Here is an 18,683-nt window from a genome sequence, read left to right as displayed (position 1 = left end):
CCGAGGAACCGAGGAATCCCCATGAGTGCAGTGCTTGACCACCCGTCTGGTCACGTTCATGACCATCATGACGATCACCACGCCCCGACCGGCTGGCGCCGCTGGGTGTTCGCCACCAACCACAAGGACATCGGCACGCTGTACCTGTTGTTCAGCTTCACGATGCTGATCATCGGCGGCATCCTGGCACTGTGCATCCGTGCCGAGCTGTTCCAGCCCGGCCTGCAGTTCTTCAATCCGGAGCAGTTCAACCAGTTCACCACCATGCATGGCCTCATCATGGTGTTCGGCGCCATCATGCCGGCCTTCGTGGGCTTCGCGAACTGGATGATCCCGCTGCAGATCGGCGCCTCCGACATGGCGTTCGCGCGGATGAACAACTTCAGCTTCTGGCTGATGATCCCCGCAGCGCTGATGCTGGTGGGTTCGTTCTTCATGCCGGGGGGCGCCCCCGCCGCCGGCTGGACGCTCTATGCGCCGTTGACCCTGCAGATGGGCCCCTCCATGGATGCCGGCATCTTTGCCATGCACATCCTGGGCGCCTCCTCCATCATGGGGTCGATCAACATCATCGTGACCATCCTCAACATGCGGGCCCCCGGCATGACGCTGATGAAGATGCCGATGTTTGCCTGGACCTGGCTGATCACGGCCTACCTGCTGATCGCGGTCATGCCGGTGCTGGCCGGTGCCATCACGATGACGCTGACGGACCGCCACTTCGGCACCAGCTTCTTCACACCCGCCGGCGGTGGTGACCCGGTGATGTACCAGCACATCTTCTGGTTCTTCGGCCACCCCGAGGTCTACATCATGATCCTGCCGGCGTTCGGCATCGTGAGCCAGATCGTGCCGGCCTTTGCCCGCAAGCGGCTGTTCGGTTATGCATCGATGGTGTACGCCACCGCCTCGATCGCCATCCTCTCCTTCATTGTGTGGGCCCACCACATGTTTGCCACCGGCATGCCGGTGACGGGCCAACTGTTCTTCATGTACGCGACCATGCTGATCGCGGTGCCCACCGGCGTGAAGATCTTCAACTGGCTGGCTACCATGTGGCGCGGTTCGATGACCTTCGAGACCCCGATGCTGTGGGCGGTCGGTTTCATCTTCGTGTTCACCATGGGGGGCTTCACCGGCCTGATCTGCGCGGTGGCGCCGGTCGACATCCAGATCCAGGACACCTATTACGTCGTGGCCCATTTCCACTACGTGCTGGTGGCCGGTTCCCTGTATGCGCTGTTTGCCGGCGTGTACTACTGGGGGCCGAAGTGGACCGGTGTGATGTATTCCGAGACGCGCGGCAGGATCCACTTCTGGGGCTCGTTGATCACCTTCAACCTGACCTTCTTCCCGATGCACTTCCTGGGTCTGGCCGGCATGCCCCGTCGATATGCCGACTACCCCATGCAGTTCGCCGACTTCAACATGGTGGCCTCGATCGGCGCCTTCGGCTTCGGCCTGATGCAGGTCTACTTCTTTGTCTTCGTGGTCATCCCGATGATGCGCGGCAAGGGCGAAAAGGCGCCGCAGAACCCCTGGGAAGGCGCTGAAGGCCTGGAGTGGGAAGTGCCGTCGCCGGCACCGTTCCACACCTTCGAGAACCCACCCAAGCTGGACGTGACCGCCACCAAGGTGATCGGCTGAAACTGGGGTCCGGAACAGACGTATGAGCACATCGAAGCAGCAGCGGAAGAGCAACCTGAAGCTGGCGCTGATCCTGTTCAGCGTGGCGCTGGTGTTCGGCCTGGGTTTCGTGGCCAAGATCGTCTGGCTGAGCCACTGAGGGGCCCGCCATGAGCCGCCGTCCACTGGCCGCCTGGATCCGCAGGGACAACCTGCGGATGACCGGCAAGCTGGTGGTGGTGGTGGCCATGATGTCCTGCTTCGGTTATGCGCTGGTGCCCATCTACCGCGCGGTCTGCACGGCGCTGGGCATCAATGTGCTGGCCCTGGGCGAGCGCCAGCATGTGGTCAAGCGCGAGGACGTGCGCAACACGCAGGTGGACTACAGCCGCAGCATCAGCGTGGAGTTCGACACCAATGCGCGTGGCCCGTGGGACTTCAAGCCTGCGGTGCGCCACATGGACGTGCACCCGGGCCAGCTCACCACGGTGATGTACACCTTCCAGAATGTGCAGGACCGCAGCATGTCGGCGCAGGCCATTCCCAGCTATGCCCCCAAGCAGGCCACGCCCTACTTCAACAAGCTGGAGTGTTTCTGCTTCAATGAATACACGCTGCAGCCTGGCGAGCAGAAGGCCTGGCCAGTGGTGTTCGTGATCGACCCGAAGATCCCCAAGGATGTGAAGACCATCACCCTGAGCTACACCTTCTTCGAGGTGGCGGGGAAGCACAAGGAGCCGGGCAAGGCGCCGGTCATGGAGCCAGGTAAAGAGCCGGGTAAGGAGCCCAGCACATGACCACGCCGCGCCCCGGCGACGATCTGAAGGAAGCGATGCGGCGCACCGGCTCCTTCTGGGGGACGGTGCGTGCCGTGCTCTGGTCCTTCTTTGGTGTGCGCAAGGGATCGGAATACGACAAGGATGTGTCGCAGCTCAACCCGCTGCATGTCATCGTCGCGGGCGTGCTGGGCGCGGCGATCTTCGTGGTGGGTTTGCTGCTGCTGGTGAATTGGGTGGTGGCCAGCGGCGTGGCCGGGTCATGACGCCCGCCGGCGCAATCGCGGCACGCCGCTTCAGGCATTGAGAACGCAGTACCGGAATCGACGAGAGCATCACAGGCATTCGAGGAGAACAAGGTATGTCGGCAACGACTCACGGCAAGACCCCTTATTACTTTGTGCCGGCGCCATCGCGCCACCCAGCCATGGCCGCCTTCGGCCTGTTCTGGGTGATTCTGGGCGCGGGGCAATGGGTCAATGGGCATGACTGGGGCGCCTGGTCACTGCTGTTCGGCCTGTTGTGGTGGGCCTTTGTCCTCAAGCAGTGGTTCGGGCAGGCCATCCATGAAAGCGAGGGCGGGCTCTACAGTGACCGCATCGACGCCAGCTACCGCTGGAGCATGGGCTGGTTCATCTTCTCGGAGGTGATGTTCTTCGCTGCGTTCTTCGGCGCGCTGTTCTGGTCACGCGGGTATTCGATTCCCACGCTGGGCAGCCTGGATAACGCGCTGCTGTGGCCTGATTTCAATGGCCTGTGGCCCAGCACTGCGCCTGGCGCCACCGGTTCGCCGGCCGGCACGGTGGAGCCCTTCCACATCATGGGTCCGTGGCCCATCCCGTCCATCAATACCGCGCTGCTGCTCACGTCGGGCGTGACGCTGACCATCGCGCACCATGCGCTGATTGCCAACCAGCGCGCCAAGACCATCGGCTTCATGTGGCTCACGGTGCTGCTGGGCATCACCTTCCTGGGCTTCCAGGGCTATGAATACATGCACGCCTACCAGGAGCTCAACCTGAAGCTCTCCTCCGGCGTCTACGGTTCCACCTTCTTCATGCTGACCGGCTTCCACGGCTTCCACGTGTTTGTCGGCATGCTGATGCTGTTGTTCATCACGCTGCGGCTGATGAAGGGCCACTTCACACCGGACCGGCACTTCGGCTTTGAAGGCGCCGCCTGGTATTGGCACTTTGTGGACGTGGTCTGGCTCGGTCTCTACGTCATCGTGTATTGGTTCTGAGCCCGTGGCCGATCCCACCGGCGCTTCGCTGGTGGGTTCCCTAGTTGGCGACGGGGACGCCGCCCGGCTTGATCCAGCCCATGTAGGCGCTGAACATGAGGAACAGGAACAGCGCCACCGACAGCCCCACCCGCCACGCCAGGGCATGGGCCATGCTGGCCTTGCCCTTGTTCCGGCGCAGCATCAGCACGCCGGCCCCAAAGAGGGCGGCGAGGATGCCGACGAACGCCAGGATGACGATGATCTTCATGACAAGTGATTATGCATAGGCCGCGCTGGCCCGTGCTGGTAGCGACCCTGCTGGGCGTGGTGGTGGCGGCCGCGCTGGGCACCTGGCAGCTGGACCGCGCTGCGCAAAAGATCGCGCTGCAGCAGGCGCTGACGCTGCGGGGGAACCTGGCGCCGCTGGCCACCGGCGACCTGCCCTCTGCTGACGACCCCCCGGCCGAGGCACTGCTGCATCGGCGTGCTTCGCTGCAAGGGCGCTGGGACCCGGACCCCCGCCACACCGTCTACCTTGATAACCGTCCGATGGACGGCCGTGTCGGCTTTCTGGTGCTGACGCTATTCCAACTGACCGGTCGGTCAGAGGCCCTGCTGGTGCAACGGGGTTGGGTGCCGCGCGATGCCGCCAACCGCGAACATCTGCCGGCACTGATCAACCCCCAGGGCGATGTACGGATCGAGGGGCGGTTGGCTGGTGCGCCCTCACGTGCATTCGAACTGGGCACGCCGGTGAAGGCCGGGCCGATCCGGCAGAATGTCGAGCTGTCCGCCTTCCAGGACGAAACCGGCCTGCGCCTGCTGCCGCTGGTGCTGCTGGAGACGGACGGCCCTTCATCGGGCACGCCATCCGCCGACGGCCTGCTGCGTCACTGGCCGCCGCCTGCCGTGGACGTCCACAAGCATTACGGTTACGCCTTTCAATGGTTTGCGCTTGGCGCGCTCATTCTGGGTCTTTATGTCTGGTTCCAAGTTCTCGCCCCTCTCCGGAGAGACCGCCGTCGACGCGATTCCCCAGACGCCGATGCCGCCTGACGGCCCGGTGACGATGGCGGTGCACAGCCTGCCGGTGGCCCCGGCGGATGTGCCGCGGCGCAGCCATTGGCAGATGTGGCTGGTGCTGCTGGTGTGTGCGGCGCCGGTGATCGCCTCTTACTTCAGCTTCTATGTGCTGGACCTGCGCGGCTCGGCGTACAGCGACCTGATCAATCCGACGCGTGACCTGCCGCATGACCTGCCGCTGCGCACGCTGGACGGCCAACCGGTCAACCCGATCTCGTTGCAAGGGCAGTGGCTGCTGACCTACGTGCCGGACGCCAAGGCCAGCTGCAACCAGGCCTGTGAGCGCATGCTCTTCATGCAGCGCCAACTGCGCGAGATGTTGGGCAAGGACCGCGACCGGCTGGACAAGCTGGTGCTGCTGCCCGACGAGCTCACGCTGACCCCGGCCCAACTGGACGCCCTGGTGGGCCATGAGCCCAAGGTGACCGTGCTGCGGGCGCCCACCGCGGCCCTGCAGGCCTGGCTCATGGCCGCACCTGGCCATCACATGGGCGAGCACCTGTTCCTGGTTGATCCGATGGGACGCTGGATGCTGCGTTCTCCGGCGCAGCCTGACCCGGGCAAGTTCAAGAAGGACCTTGAGCGCTTGATGCGCGCCAACGCCGGCTGGGACCGGGCGGGACGCTGAGCATGGTGATGAGAGTGTGGGCATGACCGGTTTTGATTTCGCACCGCTGCTGGAGCTGCTGTTCATGGCGGCCCTGCTGGGCGGTGGGCCGCTGCTGTGGTGGTACCTGCGCCAGCGCAGCGCCACGCCCGGCCAGCGCCTGCGCGCGCTGACGGTGATGACGGTGTTCCTCACCTTCGATCTGATCCTGTTCGGGGCCTTCACCCGGCTCACCGATTCCGGCCTGGGCTGCCCGGACTGGCCTGGCTGTTATGGCACCTCGTCGCCCATGGCCGCGAGCGCCGAGATCCACGCGGCGCAGGCCGCGATGCCGACCGGGCCGGTGACCCATCACAAGGCCTGGGTGGAGATGGTGCATCGCTACCTGGCGGGCGGCGTCGGTTTCCTGATCCTGGTGCTGGCCGCGCAGAGCTGGTGGCGGCACCTGAGGGCGGATCGGGGTGCCCGGGCGGCCTCCCGCGAGGCGGGCGGGCAGGGCGCGATCTCCCCGTGGTGGAGCACGGTGTCGCTGATCTGGGTGCTGGTGCAGGGGCTGTTCGGGGCCTGGACGGTCACGATGAAGCTCTTCCCGGCCATCGTCACCACCCACCTGCTGCTGGCGCTGGGCCTGCTGATGCTGCTGGCCTGGCAGGCCGAAGCCTATGCGCCCCGGCCGCTGCAGTGGCCCAGGGGGCTGCGCCGCGGGATGCTCGCCTTCACGGTGCTGGTGTTGGTGCAGGTGGCGCTCGGTGGCTGGGTCAGTACCAACTATGCGGTACTCGCCTGTCAGGATTTCCCCACCTGCCAGGGACAATGGTGGCCGCCGACGGATTTCGAGCATGGCTTCACGATCTGGCGCGAGCTGGGCCGTGGCGCGCATGGGGACTGGTTACCCTTCGAGGCACTGACCGCCATCCACCTCACCCACCGCATGGGTGCGCTGGTGGTGGTGCTGGCGCTGCTGGCACTGGCTGCCGCGATGTGGCGCCAGCGCGGTGAGGGGCGCCGCTGGGCGGGCCGCTTGCTGGCCGTCGGGGCGTGGCAACTGGCCTCGGGTTTGTCCAATGTCGTGCTGGGGTGGCCACTGGTGGCCGCGCTGGCGCATACCGGTGGCGCCGCGGCGCTGCTGCTGATCTGTTCCCTGGTGCTGGCGCGTTTGCATGCCGGCGGCCGCAAGGCCTTTCTGGATCCTGTGAGATGACTTCCCTGACTCAGGCCGCCATGCCCTCGCGCTGGTGGCAGTTCTATCAACTGACCAAGCCGCGCGTGGTGCAGCTCATCGTGTTCTGCGCGGTGATCGGTATGGCGCTGGCCATTCCCGGGCTGCCGCATGGCGAGGAATGGGTGCGCCTGGTGGCGGCCACCGCCGGCATCTGGCTGGTGGCTGGTGCCGCCGCTGCGTTCAACTGCCTGATCGAGCAGCAGATCGACGCCAAGATGAAGCGCACCGCCTGGCGTCCGACAGCGCGGGGAGAACTCAGCCGCCGCCAGACCCTGCTGTTCTCGGGCGTGTTGTGCGCCATGGGGTCGGCCATCCTCTACCTCTGGGTGAACCCGCTGACGATGTGGCTGACCTTTGCCACCTTCGTCGGTTATGCGGTCATCTACACCGTGCTGCTCAAACCGACCACGCCGCAGAACATCGTGATTGGCGGCGCCTCCGGCGCCATGCCCCCGGTGCTGGGCTGGGCGGCCATGCGCGGGGACCTGGGCGCCGAAGCCTGGCTGATGTGCCTGATCATCTTCCTGTGGACGCCGCCGCATTTCTGGGCGCTGGCGCTGTATCGCGCCGAGGACTACCGCAAGGCGGGGCTGCCGATGCTGCCGGTGACGCACGGCAACGAGTTCACCCGTCTGCAGATCCTGCTCTACACCTGGGTGCTGTTTGCCGCGACGCTGCTGCCGTTCCTCACCGGCATGAGTGGCTGGCTCTACCTGGCCAGCGCCGTCATCCTGGGGCTGATGTTCTGCCACTATGCCTGGCGGCTGTGGCGGGAGTATTCCGAGGCCCTGGCGCGGCGTACCTTCCTCTTCTCGCTGTTCCATCTTTCCCTGCTGTTCGGGGCGCTGCTGCTGGATCACTATCTCAGCCCGTGGATCGGCTGAGCGGCCCGTCTTCCGTTGCGAATCTGTTGCTGAGGTCTTTGACATGATCGTTCGACGCTCCCTTTGCCTGGCCGCGCTGGGTGCTGCCGTGCTGCTGACCGGCTGCGACAAGCTGGGCTTCACCTCGGCGCCCAAGGCCAGCTTCCAGGGCGTGGACCTGACCGGTGCCAACTACGCGCGCACCATCAACCTGCCGGACATCGACGGCAAGCCGCGCACGCTGGAGGACTTCAAGGGCAAGGTGGTGGTGGTGTTCTTCGGCTACACCCAATGCCCGGATGTCTGCCCCACCACCATGGCGGAGCTGGCGCAGGTGAAGAAGGCGCTGGGCGCGGACGGTGACCGTGTGCAGGGCGTGTTCATCACGGTGGACCCGGAGCGCGACAAGCCCGAACTGCTCAAGGTCTATCTCCAGAGTTTTGACCCCAGCTTCGTGGCGTTGCGCGGTAGCCCGGAGCAGATCAAGGAGACGGCCAAGGAGTTCAGGGTGTATTACGGCAAGGTGCCGGGCAAGACACCGGACAGCTACACCGTGGACCACATTGCGGCGAGTTTCCTGTTCGACCCGCAAGGCCGGGTGCGTGTGTACGCACGTTATGGCGCGGGCGCTCAACCGTTGATGAGCGATATCAAGCTGTTGTTGGCGGGGCAGTAAGCGCTGCCGCGCTGCCCCCACCAGAGCATGTGCAGCCGACCACTGCCATGGCTGCTAGATCCGCGTCGTCCTTGATGGAATCGGTTCCGCGGTCGCTTTGACAACCTGCTGAGCGCTTTCCCCGCAGGGGGATGCAGGACGAGAATTTGCTCGCACAGGAGCGACTCGTCATGCAACCCGAACCCCTTCTTTCATCGGTCCCCGACTTCCCGGCCAGGGGAGCCAGCCCTCCGCCGGGCGGCTCACGGTATCGCCCCGGCAAGGCCGCTTCCGCTCTCCAGCACCGGGTTCGGGAGCCCGTGGCCAGCGATGAGGGCGAGGGGCCTGTATGGCGCCCCGCCAGCGTGGCACTGCGCGGCTACCTGGAGGCATCCCGAATGGCCCGCCGGTCAGTGACCTATGTGCGGGAGTTTGTGGACCGCTACTGTCCCAACGAGACGTTTCTCCTTCCTCCAGCCTTGGCCGAGGAGTTGACGGCATTGGGTGGCCTGAACGATCAGCAGCCCGCCGGCACCTACATGCGGCGTGTGCTGGAGCCCTTGCTGGTTGACCTGTCCTGGTCGTCGTCCTACCTCGAGGGCAACGCCTACACGCGAATGGCCACAGAAGAGCTGTTCCGGCGCGCTGACCCGGCGCAGAACCTGGACGCCCTCATGCTGCTCAACCACAAGCAGGCGATCGAATTCATGGTGGACGCCGTGCCGCGGCAAGGCTTGACATCGAACGTGATCCGCAACGTCCATGCCTTGCTGATGAGCGAGCTGCTGTCCGACCCTCATTCCTTGGGCACCGTCCGCCACAAGGTGGTTCACATCAGCGGGACCACCTACTTCCCCTGCCAGGTCCCGTCCGTCCTGAACGAGATGCTGGAGCAGATCGTGAGGAAGGCGGGCTACATCAAGAACCCTATCGAGGCCGCCTTCTTCCTCTGGATTCAGCTGGCCTACCTGCAAGGCTTCGAAGACGGCAACAAGCGGGTGAGCCGGCTGGCAGCGAACATGCCGCTCATGCTCTACAACCAGGCGCCGCTGTCCTTCCTGGATGTGACGAGGGAGGACTACGCGCTGGCCATGATCGGCATCTACGAGTGCAATGACGTGTCGCTGGCGGTGGATCTGTTCGACTGGACATATCGGCGGTCATTGCCGACGTACCGGCAGACCATGGAAGTCATGGGCAGGCCCGACCCGTTCCGGATGAAGTACCGGCTTCCCCTGAGCGTGGCGATGGGGCATGTCGTGCGCCGACGAGAGTCGCAGGCGGTGGCGGTGCAACTGGCCGGTGTGCCCCCTGAAGACCAGGCGGCCTTCCAGTCCATGTTGGCGCGGGAACTGGAAGGGCTTGGGGCCCACAACTGCGCGCGACGGCGTATTTCGATGGAGGAAGCCTCCGCCTGGATTGAGGCGGGCCGTCCGCAGTAGGGGCTTGCAGGCCACCCACGGCGTGGGCGCCACTCACCAGCCCGCGACGACTTCCTCGGCAATGCCAAATGCCGTGCTGGCCCCCGTCCCGCTGGGGATCAGTAGCACCCGCAGACCGGGTGCCGGGGCCTCGATGAGTGCATCCGCCGTGTGCCCATGCAAGGGGGCGGCGCCCCACCCATCAAACTCCTCAGCCCGGGGTCGCGTGTGCCAACGCAAAGCTGAATGCCGCGCGGACAGCCGCCAACTGAGCCTCCTCGCATTCCTTCGGATTCGTGCGGGGGCTATCGGGATAGACCTCGGTGGTGGTGGAGAACTTCGCACCCGTGAAGCCCGCGCACAACCCCACCTGTCGGATTGGAAACTCGATCACCCCGTTGGCGATGACGGGGGAGCCGATGATCTGCCCGGCCGCATCAGCCGGGGCAATGTGCGTCACCTGCTGGACGGCCTGCACGATGGCCTGCTGGAAGTCCAGACGCGAGGTCTCGCTGTTGCCCACCAGGTAAAAGCCGTCGGGGATCACTTGAGGTTCGTGCGGTTTGCCATCGCGGGCCGCCAGTGCGGGGTCGTATTCGCTGGCGTCGGTGTCCGTGGTCTCGTGCAGGTCGATGTGCAGCAGGAATTGGCCGAGATAGGGGGTCAGCAGCTCAATCAGCGCAGACGATTCGTCCGCATGCCGGCGCATGCCAAAGTTCCGGTTGGGATCGATGGCGTTGTAGTTCCAACGGCATACCCGCTCATAGGCCCAGGGGCTGACGCAGGGTGCCACCAGCACATTGACCTCCCCGGTGTAGGCGGCGGCCTGTTCTTCGGCAAAACGCAAGGCGCCCATCACGCCACTGGTCTCATAGCCGTGGACGCCCCCGGTGACGAGCGCCACCGGGCGTCCCGCCTTCCACGACGTGCTTTTCAGTGCCAGAAGCGGATAGCTGTCGTCGCCGTAGTTCAGTTGGCCGTATTGAACGATCTCGAAGGCGACATTGGCGCCGACCGCTGAGCGATCGGCCAGACGCCGCACCCGCGCCACCACATCGTCCTGATAACTTCGGCTGCGCACCTGCCGCGCTCGCCACAGGACTCGCTCTTCCGCACCCCAGGGCACACCAGGCGTTCCGATGGGATAAAAGCGTGCTGTCGTCATGGGTGCTCCGAACTGAGGTGGCCAAGCCAGGGCCTTGCCAACAGACCCCTGACCTGTGGAGATTCTCCCATCAGGCCGGGAGGCCCACGCGGTTCAAGAGGTCCAGCTCCCAGGTCTCTCCCACCAGATCCAGTCCGAAATCGTGAAACGGCTCGCTCGCGGTCAGCTGGTAGCCGGCCTTGCGGTAGATCCCCTTGGCGGCGGCCAATTGGCTGTTGGTCCACAAGCGGACACGCTGATAACCGGCCTCCCTGGCAAAGCGGTGGCATTCAGCCACCAGCCGTTCCCCCAACCCCAGTCCGCGCGCAGAGGGTTCCACCAGCAGCAGCCGCAGCTGGGCAGTGCCCTCGATGGGTTGATGGGTGCTGTCGTCCCGGGCCTGGACCAGGCATACACATCCGATGTTCATGCCGTCTCGTTCAGCGATCCAGCAGGCCTCGCGGCGGGCGTCGAAGCGGTCGATGAAATCGGCGGCGATGCGGGCCACCAGGGCTTCAAAGCGCATGTCGAACTGGAAGTCCCGCGCATACAGCGCGCCGTGCCTGGCCACCACCCACCCCATGTCGCCAGGCCGGTGGGGCCGGAGGATGAAGCCTTGCCTGGCGGGCTTGTCGTCTGGGTCGGCCAGCAGCGCTTGCACACGCTGGAAGGCTTGCAGCAATTCCACCTGCTGAGCGTCGCCCAGCCGGCTCAACAAGGCCGCCACCTGCTGTTGGGACCGAAGGTCCAGCGGTTCAAAGGCGCTTCGGCCCGCAGGGCTCAATTGAAGTTGAGATTGGCGGGCGTCCGTGGCGCTGCGCGTGGCGGTCACCAGGTCCCGCTCCTTGAGCGCCTTCAACAAGCGGCTGAGATAACCGGCATCGAGATCCAGCAGACGGCCCAGGTCCGTGGCCGTGATGTCAGCGCCTTCATCGAGGTGCGCCAGCTCCCAGAGCAGACGCGCCTCGGTGAGGGTGAAAGGCGAGTCCAGCAGCCCTTCATTCAGAACGCCTACCCGGCGGGTGTAGAAGCGATTGAAGCGACGAACGGCTTCGATGCGGTCTGCGTGATCCATGGCGCCATCATCCCCAAGATGATTGCTTTTGGCAAGTAAATAGTTGCTGAAAGATGGGATGGCACTGGTCACCGGTCGAAAAAGCACAAAGGCCCCGAAGGGCCTTTGTTGGAAGTGACTCCCACGGACTCAGCCGCAGGTGGCGTGGTGAGTGTCAGGAGGGGCGCGCATCAAGCGGCCACTGCCACGCTTTCCGCCAGCTTGGGCAGCTTCTTGGCCACTGCCTTGGCAGCAGGGGCGTCGTCGCCGGCCATGGCCTTGCGCATCTTCTTCATCGCCGCCACTTCGATCTGGCGAATGCGTTCGGCCGACACGTTGTACTCCGCCGCCAGTTCATGCAGCGTCATGCCGCCGGAGCTGTCGTCGTTCACCTTCAGCCAGCGCTCTTCCACGATACGGCGGCTGCGCGGATCCAGCACTTCCAGTGCCTTCTGCAGGCCATCGCTGGCCAGGGAGTCGCGTGAGCGGGCTTCCAGCACGCGGGTGGGTTCCTGCGAATCGTCGGCGAGGTAGGCGATGGGCGCAAAAGTCTCGCCATCATCGTCACCCTGAGGTTCGAGCGCGATGTCGCCGCCGGAGAGACGGGTTTCCATCTCCAGCACTTCCTCGCGCTTGACGTTCAGCTCCTTCGCCACCAGGTCGATCTCACGCTCGGTGAGCGACGAACGCTGCTGGTTCTCAGCGCCTTCCTTCAGGCTGTGCTTCATGGAGCGCAGGTTGAAGAACAGCTTGCGCTGGGCCTTGGTGGTGGCCACCTTCACCAGACGCCAGTTCTTGAGGATGTACTCGTGGATCTCGGCCTTGATCCAGTGCATGGCGTAGCTGACCAGACGGACGCCCTGGTCCGGGTCGAAACGCTTCACCGCCTTCATCAGGCCGACGTTGCCTTCCTGGATCAGGTCGCCCTGTGGCAGGCCATAACCCAGGTATTGGCGCGAAATCGACACCACCAGGCGCAGGTGAGAAAGCACCATGCGGCCCGCAGCTTCCACATCGCCCTGAGACTTCAGGCGGTGGGCGTAATCCTGTTCTTCTTCGGCAGTCAGCATCGGCAGACGATTGACGGCCGAGATGTATGCATCCAGGTTGCCCAGCGACGGCACCAGGGACCACGGGTTGTTGGTCTTCAATGCAAGGCTGTTGGACATGTCTTGGAATCTCCTGAACCAGATCATTCACTGGTGTTGCGATGGATATTAGCACTCATGGGAAACGAGTGCTAAGCCCCCCACAGAAGGCCCTTTGACGGGTCCCCACAGGGAAAACCGGCTCAATTACTGATGTTTCTATCAAATTTATGAGAAATATCAGTTGAAAACCGCCTGCAGGCTACTTCTGCTTGATCGCTATCTTGATACGGATTCAGGCCGCGATTGTTGCGCTGGCTTGCACACTGTGTTCAACGGGAACGGCTGCCCGGCGATGGAAGGTCGGTTTCAGGCGCTTCCGGCAAAACCTGCGCCTGCTGATCCGTCACTGCAGCCGGCGCCGCTTCAGGCGGGTGCGGCCCGGTCGATTCGGGAGGCAGGGCCGCCGCTGGGGCGGCCTGCAGTTCGAAGCTGAAACTCGATCCCCGTCCGGGCGCGCTCGCCACCGCCAGTTCGCTGCCCAGCCGTTCCACCAGACGCTTGGTGATCACCAGCCCGAGGCCGGTGCCCTCGATGCTCCCGGCTTCGCGTCCCAACCGATTGAAGGGCTGGAAGAGTTGGGTGAGCTGGGCTTCAGACAACCCGGCGCCGGTGTCGGTCACGCTCAGTTGAACAGCGCCGTCCGCCGTGCGGTGGGCGCGCAGCCAGACTTCCCCATCTTCTCGGTTGTATTTGATGGCGTTGCTCAGAAGATTGGTCAGGATCTGCCTCAGCCGCGTGGCGTCCGTCATGACCGCTGGCAAGGGCTCGACCAGTTCCAGGTGCACGGTCACCTGGCGGCGCTGGCGCTGTGTCTCCACCATGGCCAGGCTGTCCGCCAGGATGGGCGCCAGGGCCTGGGGGGAGAGTTCCACCCGGATCTGGTCCGCCTCCAGCCGGGACATGTCCAACGCGTCGTTGATCATCTCCAGCAGGTGCCAGCCGGATTGCTGGACGTGCTGCACCCAACTGCGCTGGCGCACGCTGATGGGCGGATCCCTGTCCGCCTCCAGCAGCTGCGAGAAGCCGAGCATGGCGTTCAGCGGCGTGCGCAGTTCATGGCTCATGCGGGAGAGGAATTCGTTCTTGGCACGGTGCGCCGCATGGGCGGATTCATGCAGCCGCTCCAGTTCTTCCAGGCGCAGTTGTTCGCCGATGTCCTCCACCACGCCCACCAGCCGGTAGGGCTCGCCCTGCGCGTCCCGCAGCAGCGAGACCCAGACCCGAACCGTGATCAACCGGCCTTCGGCACTGATGTAGCGCTTGATGCGGCTGTAGCGCTCCAGGTCGCCGCGAATCAGCGCATTGCCCAGCCGGCCGTCCTCGGCCCGGTCCTCCGGGTGCGTGATCTTCATGATGGTGCGCTGCTTGAGTTCTTCTTCGGTATAGCCCAGCAACTGCGCGTAATAGGGGTTGAGCGTCTGCGGCCGGCCGCTGAGGTCGGTGAACACCACGCCCACCGGCGCATGCTCCACGATGCTGCGAAAGCGCTCCTCGCTTTCGCGCAGCCGCTGGGTGCCTTCTTCCACCAGTTCTGCCACCCGCGTGGCACGGCCGGTGACCAACAGCAGCAACAGGCCCAGCAGGCCCGTGCACACCAGCCCGGCCACCGCAAACGGCAGGCCGATATGACCGGGCAGCGCCGGCAGGCCGGCCGGCGCGTAGACCACCACCAGCCACTGGCGGCCGGCAAAGGTGATGGCGCGCTGCCGGGTGGGGATGCTGGCGGGGAGGGCCGCGCAGCGGTCGTCGCCGGCCAGCAGCACGTGGCGGGTGCCCGGCGTGCGGTCCAGCAGGCAGAAGTCCAGGTCGGCCGACTGGGTCGGCATGGATTCCTGCAGCAGGCCTTCGGGGCGCAGCGTGGCGAAGGCCAGGCCGCGCACGCGTGGTTGGGGCTCCGCACCTCGGTCGCCCTCCGCATAAACGGCACGATATATCACCACGCCGATGGCCCGCGTGCCCACGTCCTGGGACAGGGGGAATCCTTCAGCGGCGTAGGGCCGGCCGGTGGCCATGGTCAGATCCTGAGCCACCCGGGCCTGCGGGATGCTGCGGGTGTTGATGCCCAGCGCATTCTGATTGCGCGAAAACGGCACGATCAGACGGATGGCCATGAGGTCGGCAGTGGGGTCGGGCGGTAGATCGCCTGGGCGTTGCCGTTCGCGCAGGTGGTAGTCCGGGTAGCCATCGGCCTGCGCAGCGCGTTCGAAGGCCGCGCGCTCCGACGGCGCCACCCTGACGGACCAGCCCAGGGCGTAGACGCCCTCACTGCCGGGGGTGCGCTCGGCATGGGCACGCTCGAAGTCCTCCCGGCTGATGTGCGGCGCCACCATCAGCAGGCTGTGGTTGGCCTCCAGCGCGGTGAGCGGGCGCTGCAGTGCTTCCCCCAACACATCGAGCGCGCCCTCTGCTTCCAGCTCGAAGGCATGGCGCCGTCGGCTCTCCTCGTTGAGCGAGATGTAGTAGCTGGCGGCACTCAGCAGCACGCAGGCCAGCAGCATGGGGACGGCCACCCCCAGCCGCCGCGGCGCCCAGTGGGCCCGCGGCAGGCCGAAGATGCTCAGCGCCACCGGGGTGGCGAGCATCACGCCAATGGCATCGCCGGCCCACCAGGAAAACCATTGCAAGGGCCAGCGGGCCGCGGGCAGGGCGCCCGACCACGCGAGCGTGAGGGAACCGACGGTGGGGCTGATCAGGCAGGCGATGCCGACCACGGCGGCGTAAAAGCGCAGCAGTTCTCGCGGCTCCGTGAGGCGGGGGACCGGGCCCACCCAGCGCCTGGACAGGGCGGCGCCCACATACGCCTGCAGGGCGGCCCCGAGGCCGACCAGCACGTGGGCAAGCAGCCAGACCTGACCGCGTGCTTCGGACAGCAGCAGGCTGACCAGCGCGCACCCGATGGCGATGCTCGGCAGAAGCCGCGGGCCCCAGCGCAAGACGGCCGCCACGGCAAGGCCCGCAGCGGGGTAGACCGGCGCGGCGTAATCCGGCGGCAGGACCAGTTGCAGCGAGGCCACGCCCAGCGCTGCATAGAGGCCGCCAATGAGGATGTTCAGCCCGAGCGTGCTCAACCACCGCCGGTAAGGCACGGCAGCAGGGAACATGGCAGCCGCTCGGGAGGAAGCATCGCGCATGGCGTTCAGCCTAACGCTGAATCTGATAACGCGAAATGCTCAAATCATGGGGGTGAACTGCATCAGGGACATGCCAACCAGCAGGGAGATCCAACAGGGCGCCGGCTGCGTAGAAAGAGCGTTCTCCTTACAAGGCCGCCACATGGACCTCGCCCTCTCCGCTCTCGCTGTGAATCTGGCCGAACGCGGGCTGCTGCCCGCGTCCGCGGTGCGAATGGGCATCCGTCGCCTTCTGCGGCAGCGTCTGGACGAGTCGCATCACCGTGACCAGGAGACGGCCGCAGCGCTGACGCAGCGCTTCCTGACGTCCCTGCGAACGTCGCCGCTGGCCGTGCAACCGGAGAAGGCCAATGCGCAGCACTACGAGCTGCCACCCCAGTTGTTCGAGGCCATGCTGGGCCCGCAGCGCAAGTACAGCTGCTGCTGGTGGCCCGACGGCATCCACACGCTGGCGCAAGCCGAGGAGTCGGCGCTCGTGGCCACAGCGCAGCGCGCCGGGCTGGCCGACGGCCAGCAGATTCTGGAGCTCGGTTGTGGGTGGGGATCTCTGAGCCTGTGGATGGCATCGGCATTTCCGAATGCCGACATCCTGGCCGTGTCCAATTCCGCGTCGCAGCGAAGCTTCATCGAGGGACAAGCGGCGGCACGTGGCCTGCACAACCTGCAGGTGCTGACCTGCGACTTCAACGAACTGGGCGACGATGGGCAACTCGACCGCCGATTCGACCGTGTGGTGTCGGTGGAGATGTTTGAACACCTGCGCAACTGGCCGCGGGCATTTCAGAAGGTGGCGGGTTGGCTGCGTGACGATGGCCGGTTTTTCATGCATGTATTCGCCCACCGCGAGGCGCCTTACGCCTTCGAGGTTCGTGACGCGACGGACTGGATGAGCCGCTATTTCTTCTCCGGCGGCATGATGCCCAGTGACGACCTGGCATTGCTGTGTCAGGACGATCTGGCCGTGCTGGAGCGCTGGCGATGGGATGGGCGCCACTACGCGCGCACTGCCGCCGCATGGCTGGAGAATTTCGACCGGAACCGCACGGCGTTGTGGCCGGTGTTCGAATCGACCTACGGGGTTGCCGACGCGCCCACGTGGTGGCGACGCTGGCGGCTCTTCCTGCTGTCGGTCGAGGAACTGTTCGCCTACGACCAAGGCCAGCAATGGTGGGTGAGCCACTACCTTTTTGCGCCCAGGCGTTAAGGCACAAGCGATGGTGGACGTCCACGAATTTCCCTCCCAGCTCACGCTGGGCCTGTCCGGGCTGCTGCTCGCCGTCCTGGTGGCGCTGCCCACCTGGGCGGTGAGCGTGCGCATGAAAGATGCCAGCCTCGCCGACCGGGTCTGGTCGGTGTTCATCGCGGCACCCGCGTTGCTGTATGGCGCGCTCGCTGGCGCCGATGCGCGGCTGTTGGTGATGCTGGCCATTGCGGTGCTGTGGGCGCTGCGCCTGGGCCTCTACATCACGATCCGCAACTGGGGGCATGGCGAAGACCGACGCTACCAGGCCATGCGCGCGCGCAATCAGCCCGGCTTTGCGCTCAAGAGCCTGTGGCTGGTGTTCCTGCTGCAAGCCGTGCTGGGCTGGGTCGTGAGTGCGCCCCTGCTGGCGGCTGCTCATGAAGACCGGTCGGCCTGGGGCCTCCTGGATAGCCTGGGCGCGGTGGTCGCGGCGTCGGGGCTGCTGGTCGAGGCCATTGCCGACGCGCAGATGGCGCGCTTCCGGCGCCAAGCATCCCGCCAGGGCCGCGTGATGGATACAGGCCTGTGGCGCTACTCCCGGCATCCCAACTACTTCGGCGAGTGCTGCCTGTGGTGGGGGCTGGGCATGATGGCGGTGTCTGCGGGTGAGTGGGGGGCGGCCTGGAGCCTCGCCTCGCCCCTGCTCATGACCTTCTTGCTGCTGCGCGTCTCGGGCGTCACCTTGCTGGAGAAGGACATGGAGGAACGGCATCCGGCCTACCGTGACTACATCGCGCGCACGAGCGTGTTCATTCCCTGGCCGCCCAAGGCGATTGGGCCCTCCCCAGGCCGAGGTCAGCCGTGATGTCGGCGCGGCAGCGGCATGGCTGTGCCGCTGCCTCTGCGGTGATGGTGCTGGCCGTGTGTTCGACAAGGCTGGGTGCTCAGACCTGGAACTTCGATGTCCGGCTGGATGGCAAGCTGATTGGCACCCATCGCTTCGTGGTGGAGGGCGAGGCCCCGACACGCCGAGTCCACAGCACTGCCCGGCTGGACGTGAAGCTGCTCGGCCTGACCGTTTTTCGCTACCGGCATGACGCCACGGAGCAATGGCGTGGTGACTGCCTGCAGGAGATTCGAAGCATCACTGATGATGATGGTAAGCCGCTGGAGGTCGACCGCCGCTGGGCAGTTCCCGACCTGCCTGGCACCGGCTGCCTGATGAGCTACGCGTATTGGAACCCGGCACTGGCGGAGCAGCAGCGCCTGTTGAATCCCCAAACCGGAGAGATCGATGCGGTCCGCTTCGACCGGCTGCCGGACGCTGCCCTCCCTGTGGGTGGCAAAGACGTGGCGGCCTCCGGCTGGCGCATCACGGCCATCCCACCGCCATCGTCACGCCAGGATGCGCCACCCCAGCAGGTGCTCACGCTCTGGCGCGACCGGGCGGATGGACGCTGGATCGGCCTGGACGCCCTGGTCAAGGGCGGCCGCCTCCTGACCTACCGCTTGCCCTGACCCATCGCCTGCCCTGACCCCATT

Annotated in this window: 19 protein-coding genes; 14 read left to right on the top strand and 5 right to left on the bottom strand. The window is 65.5% G+C overall.

Annotated elements, in window-relative coordinates:
* Positions 1 to 21 precede the first annotated feature (21 nt).
* The 5 genes from ctaD to BMY53_RS05180 all read left to right on the top strand — a co-directional run bounded on the left by ctaD (position 22) and on the right by BMY53_RS05180 (position 3,645).
* Positions 22 to 1,647, top strand: coding sequence for a cytochrome c oxidase subunit I (ctaD, locus tag BMY53_RS05195; protein ID WP_092944347.1), 1,626 nt, complete (start codon positions 22 to 24; stop codon positions 1,645 to 1,647).
* Between the two features lie 22 nt (positions 1,648 to 1,669).
* Entirely contained in the window at positions 1,670 to 1,786 is a 117-nt protein-coding gene (locus tag BMY53_RS26165; RefSeq protein WP_218151181.1) for a cytochrome oxidase small assembly protein, read from the top strand.
* A gap of 10 nt (positions 1,787 to 1,796) precedes the next feature.
* Positions 1,797 to 2,423 (top strand): cytochrome c oxidase assembly protein, encoded by a 627-nt coding sequence (locus tag BMY53_RS05190; protein ID WP_092944345.1) that lies wholly within the window; start codon positions 1,797 to 1,799, stop codon positions 2,421 to 2,423.
* Positions 2,420 to 2,668 carry a DUF2970 domain-containing protein gene (locus tag BMY53_RS05185; protein ID WP_092944343.1) on the top strand — a complete coding sequence of 83 codons (249 nt, stop codon included), beginning with the start codon at positions 2,420 to 2,422 and terminating at the stop codon, positions 2,666 to 2,668. The genes BMY53_RS05190 and BMY53_RS05185 overlap by 4 nt, the downstream gene beginning before the upstream one ends.
* 95 nt (positions 2,669 to 2,763) lie before the next feature.
* Positions 2,764 to 3,645 carry a cytochrome c oxidase subunit 3 gene (locus BMY53_RS05180; protein ID WP_092944341.1) on the top strand — a complete coding sequence of 294 codons (882 nt, stop codon included), beginning with the start codon at positions 2,764 to 2,766 and terminating at the stop codon, positions 3,643 to 3,645.
* Between the two features lie 40 nt (positions 3,646 to 3,685).
* Here BMY53_RS05180 and BMY53_RS05175 read toward each other — a convergent pair whose 3' ends face one another.
* Positions 3,686 to 3,895: a DUF2909 domain-containing protein gene (locus tag BMY53_RS05175; protein WP_092944339.1), complete on the bottom strand. Its 210-nt coding sequence runs from the start codon at positions 3,893 to 3,895 to the stop codon at positions 3,686 to 3,688.
* Positions 3,896 to 3,927: 32 nt separating this feature from the next.
* Here BMY53_RS05175 and BMY53_RS05170 point away from each other — a divergent pair, with 32 nt between their 5' ends.
* The 6 genes from BMY53_RS05170 (at position 3,928) to BMY53_RS05145 (ending at position 9,499) form a co-directional block, all read left to right on the top strand.
* Complete coding sequence (locus BMY53_RS05170) at positions 3,928 to 4,683, top strand: SURF1 family protein (protein ID WP_255370040.1); 756 nt, start codon at positions 3,928 to 3,930, stop codon at positions 4,681 to 4,683.
* Positions 4,673 to 5,338 carry an SCO family protein gene (locus tag BMY53_RS05165; RefSeq protein WP_218151180.1) on the top strand — a complete coding sequence of 222 codons (666 nt, stop codon included), beginning with the start codon at positions 4,673 to 4,675 and terminating at the stop codon, positions 5,336 to 5,338. Before BMY53_RS05170 ends, BMY53_RS05165 begins: the two co-directional genes overlap by 11 nt.
* Positions 5,339 to 5,360: 22 nt before the next feature.
* On the top strand, positions 5,361 to 6,518 hold the full coding sequence (locus tag BMY53_RS05160; protein ID WP_092944335.1) for a COX15/CtaA family protein: 1,158 nt from the start codon (positions 5,361 to 5,363) through the stop codon (positions 6,516 to 6,518).
* Complete coding sequence (cyoE, locus tag BMY53_RS05155; RefSeq protein WP_092944333.1) at positions 6,515 to 7,423, top strand: heme o synthase; 909 nt, start codon at positions 6,515 to 6,517, stop codon at positions 7,421 to 7,423. The genes BMY53_RS05160 and cyoE overlap by 4 nt, the downstream gene beginning before the upstream one ends.
* 43 nt (positions 7,424 to 7,466) lie before the next feature.
* On the top strand, positions 7,467 to 8,078 hold the full coding sequence (locus tag BMY53_RS05150) for an SCO family protein (protein WP_092944331.1): 612 nt from the start codon (positions 7,467 to 7,469) through the stop codon (positions 8,076 to 8,078).
* Between the two features lie 170 nt (positions 8,079 to 8,248).
* A complete protein-coding gene (locus tag BMY53_RS05145) occupies positions 8,249 to 9,499 on the top strand; it encodes a Fic family protein (protein WP_255370039.1) in 1,251 nt (416 codons plus the stop codon).
* A gap of 190 nt (positions 9,500 to 9,689) precedes the next feature.
* Here BMY53_RS05145 and BMY53_RS05140 read toward each other — a convergent pair whose 3' ends face one another.
* The 4 genes from BMY53_RS05140 to BMY53_RS05125 form a co-directional block, all read right to left on the bottom strand.
* Positions 9,690 to 10,643 (bottom strand): M14 family metallopeptidase, encoded by a 954-nt coding sequence (locus tag BMY53_RS05140; protein ID WP_092944327.1) that lies wholly within the window; start codon positions 10,641 to 10,643, stop codon positions 9,690 to 9,692.
* A 70-nt stretch (positions 10,644 to 10,713) separates the two neighbouring features.
* Positions 10,714 to 11,697, bottom strand: coding sequence for a bifunctional helix-turn-helix transcriptional regulator/GNAT family N-acetyltransferase (locus tag BMY53_RS05135; protein ID WP_092944325.1), 984 nt, complete (start codon positions 11,695 to 11,697; stop codon positions 10,714 to 10,716).
* 170 nt (positions 11,698 to 11,867) lie between these two features.
* The gene (gene rpoH, locus BMY53_RS05130; RefSeq protein ID WP_092944323.1) at positions 11,868 to 12,845 is read right to left on the bottom strand and encodes an RNA polymerase sigma factor RpoH; all 978 of its coding nucleotides are present in this window, start codon (positions 12,843 to 12,845) and stop codon (positions 11,868 to 11,870) included.
* A gap of 251 nt (positions 12,846 to 13,096) precedes the next feature.
* Positions 13,097 to 15,928, bottom strand: coding sequence for a CHASE domain-containing protein (locus BMY53_RS05125; protein WP_177200725.1), 2,832 nt, complete (start codon positions 15,926 to 15,928; stop codon positions 13,097 to 13,099).
* Positions 15,929 to 16,100: 172 nt separating this feature from the next.
* Between BMY53_RS05125 and BMY53_RS05120 the strand changes: the two genes are divergently transcribed.
* Genes BMY53_RS05120 through BMY53_RS05110 form a run of 3 tightly spaced genes read left to right on the top strand, consistent with a single transcriptional unit; the run spans position 16,101 to position 18,659 of the window.
* Positions 16,101 to 17,162, top strand: coding sequence for a cyclopropane-fatty-acyl-phospholipid synthase family protein (locus tag BMY53_RS05120; protein ID WP_092944319.1), 1,062 nt, complete (start codon positions 16,101 to 16,103; stop codon positions 17,160 to 17,162).
* A gap of 10 nt (positions 17,163 to 17,172) precedes the next feature.
* Positions 17,173 to 18,006, top strand: a complete 834-nt coding sequence (locus tag BMY53_RS05115; protein WP_092944317.1) for a DUF1295 domain-containing protein — start codon at positions 17,173 to 17,175, stop codon at positions 18,004 to 18,006.
* The gene (locus BMY53_RS05110; RefSeq protein ID WP_092944315.1) at positions 18,006 to 18,659 is read left to right on the top strand and encodes a DUF6134 family protein; all 654 of its coding nucleotides are present in this window, start codon (positions 18,006 to 18,008) and stop codon (positions 18,657 to 18,659) included. The genes BMY53_RS05115 and BMY53_RS05110 overlap by 1 nt, the downstream gene beginning before the upstream one ends.
* The last annotated feature ends 24 nt before the right edge of the window (positions 18,660 to 18,683 follow it).

The sequence above is a fragment of the Roseateles sp. YR242 genome (assembly GCF_900109745.1).
In the GTDB taxonomy this organism is placed as follows: Bacteria; Pseudomonadota; Gammaproteobacteria; order Burkholderiales; family Burkholderiaceae_C; genus Roseateles.
This window is presented reverse-complemented; position numbering and strand designations above follow the sequence as displayed.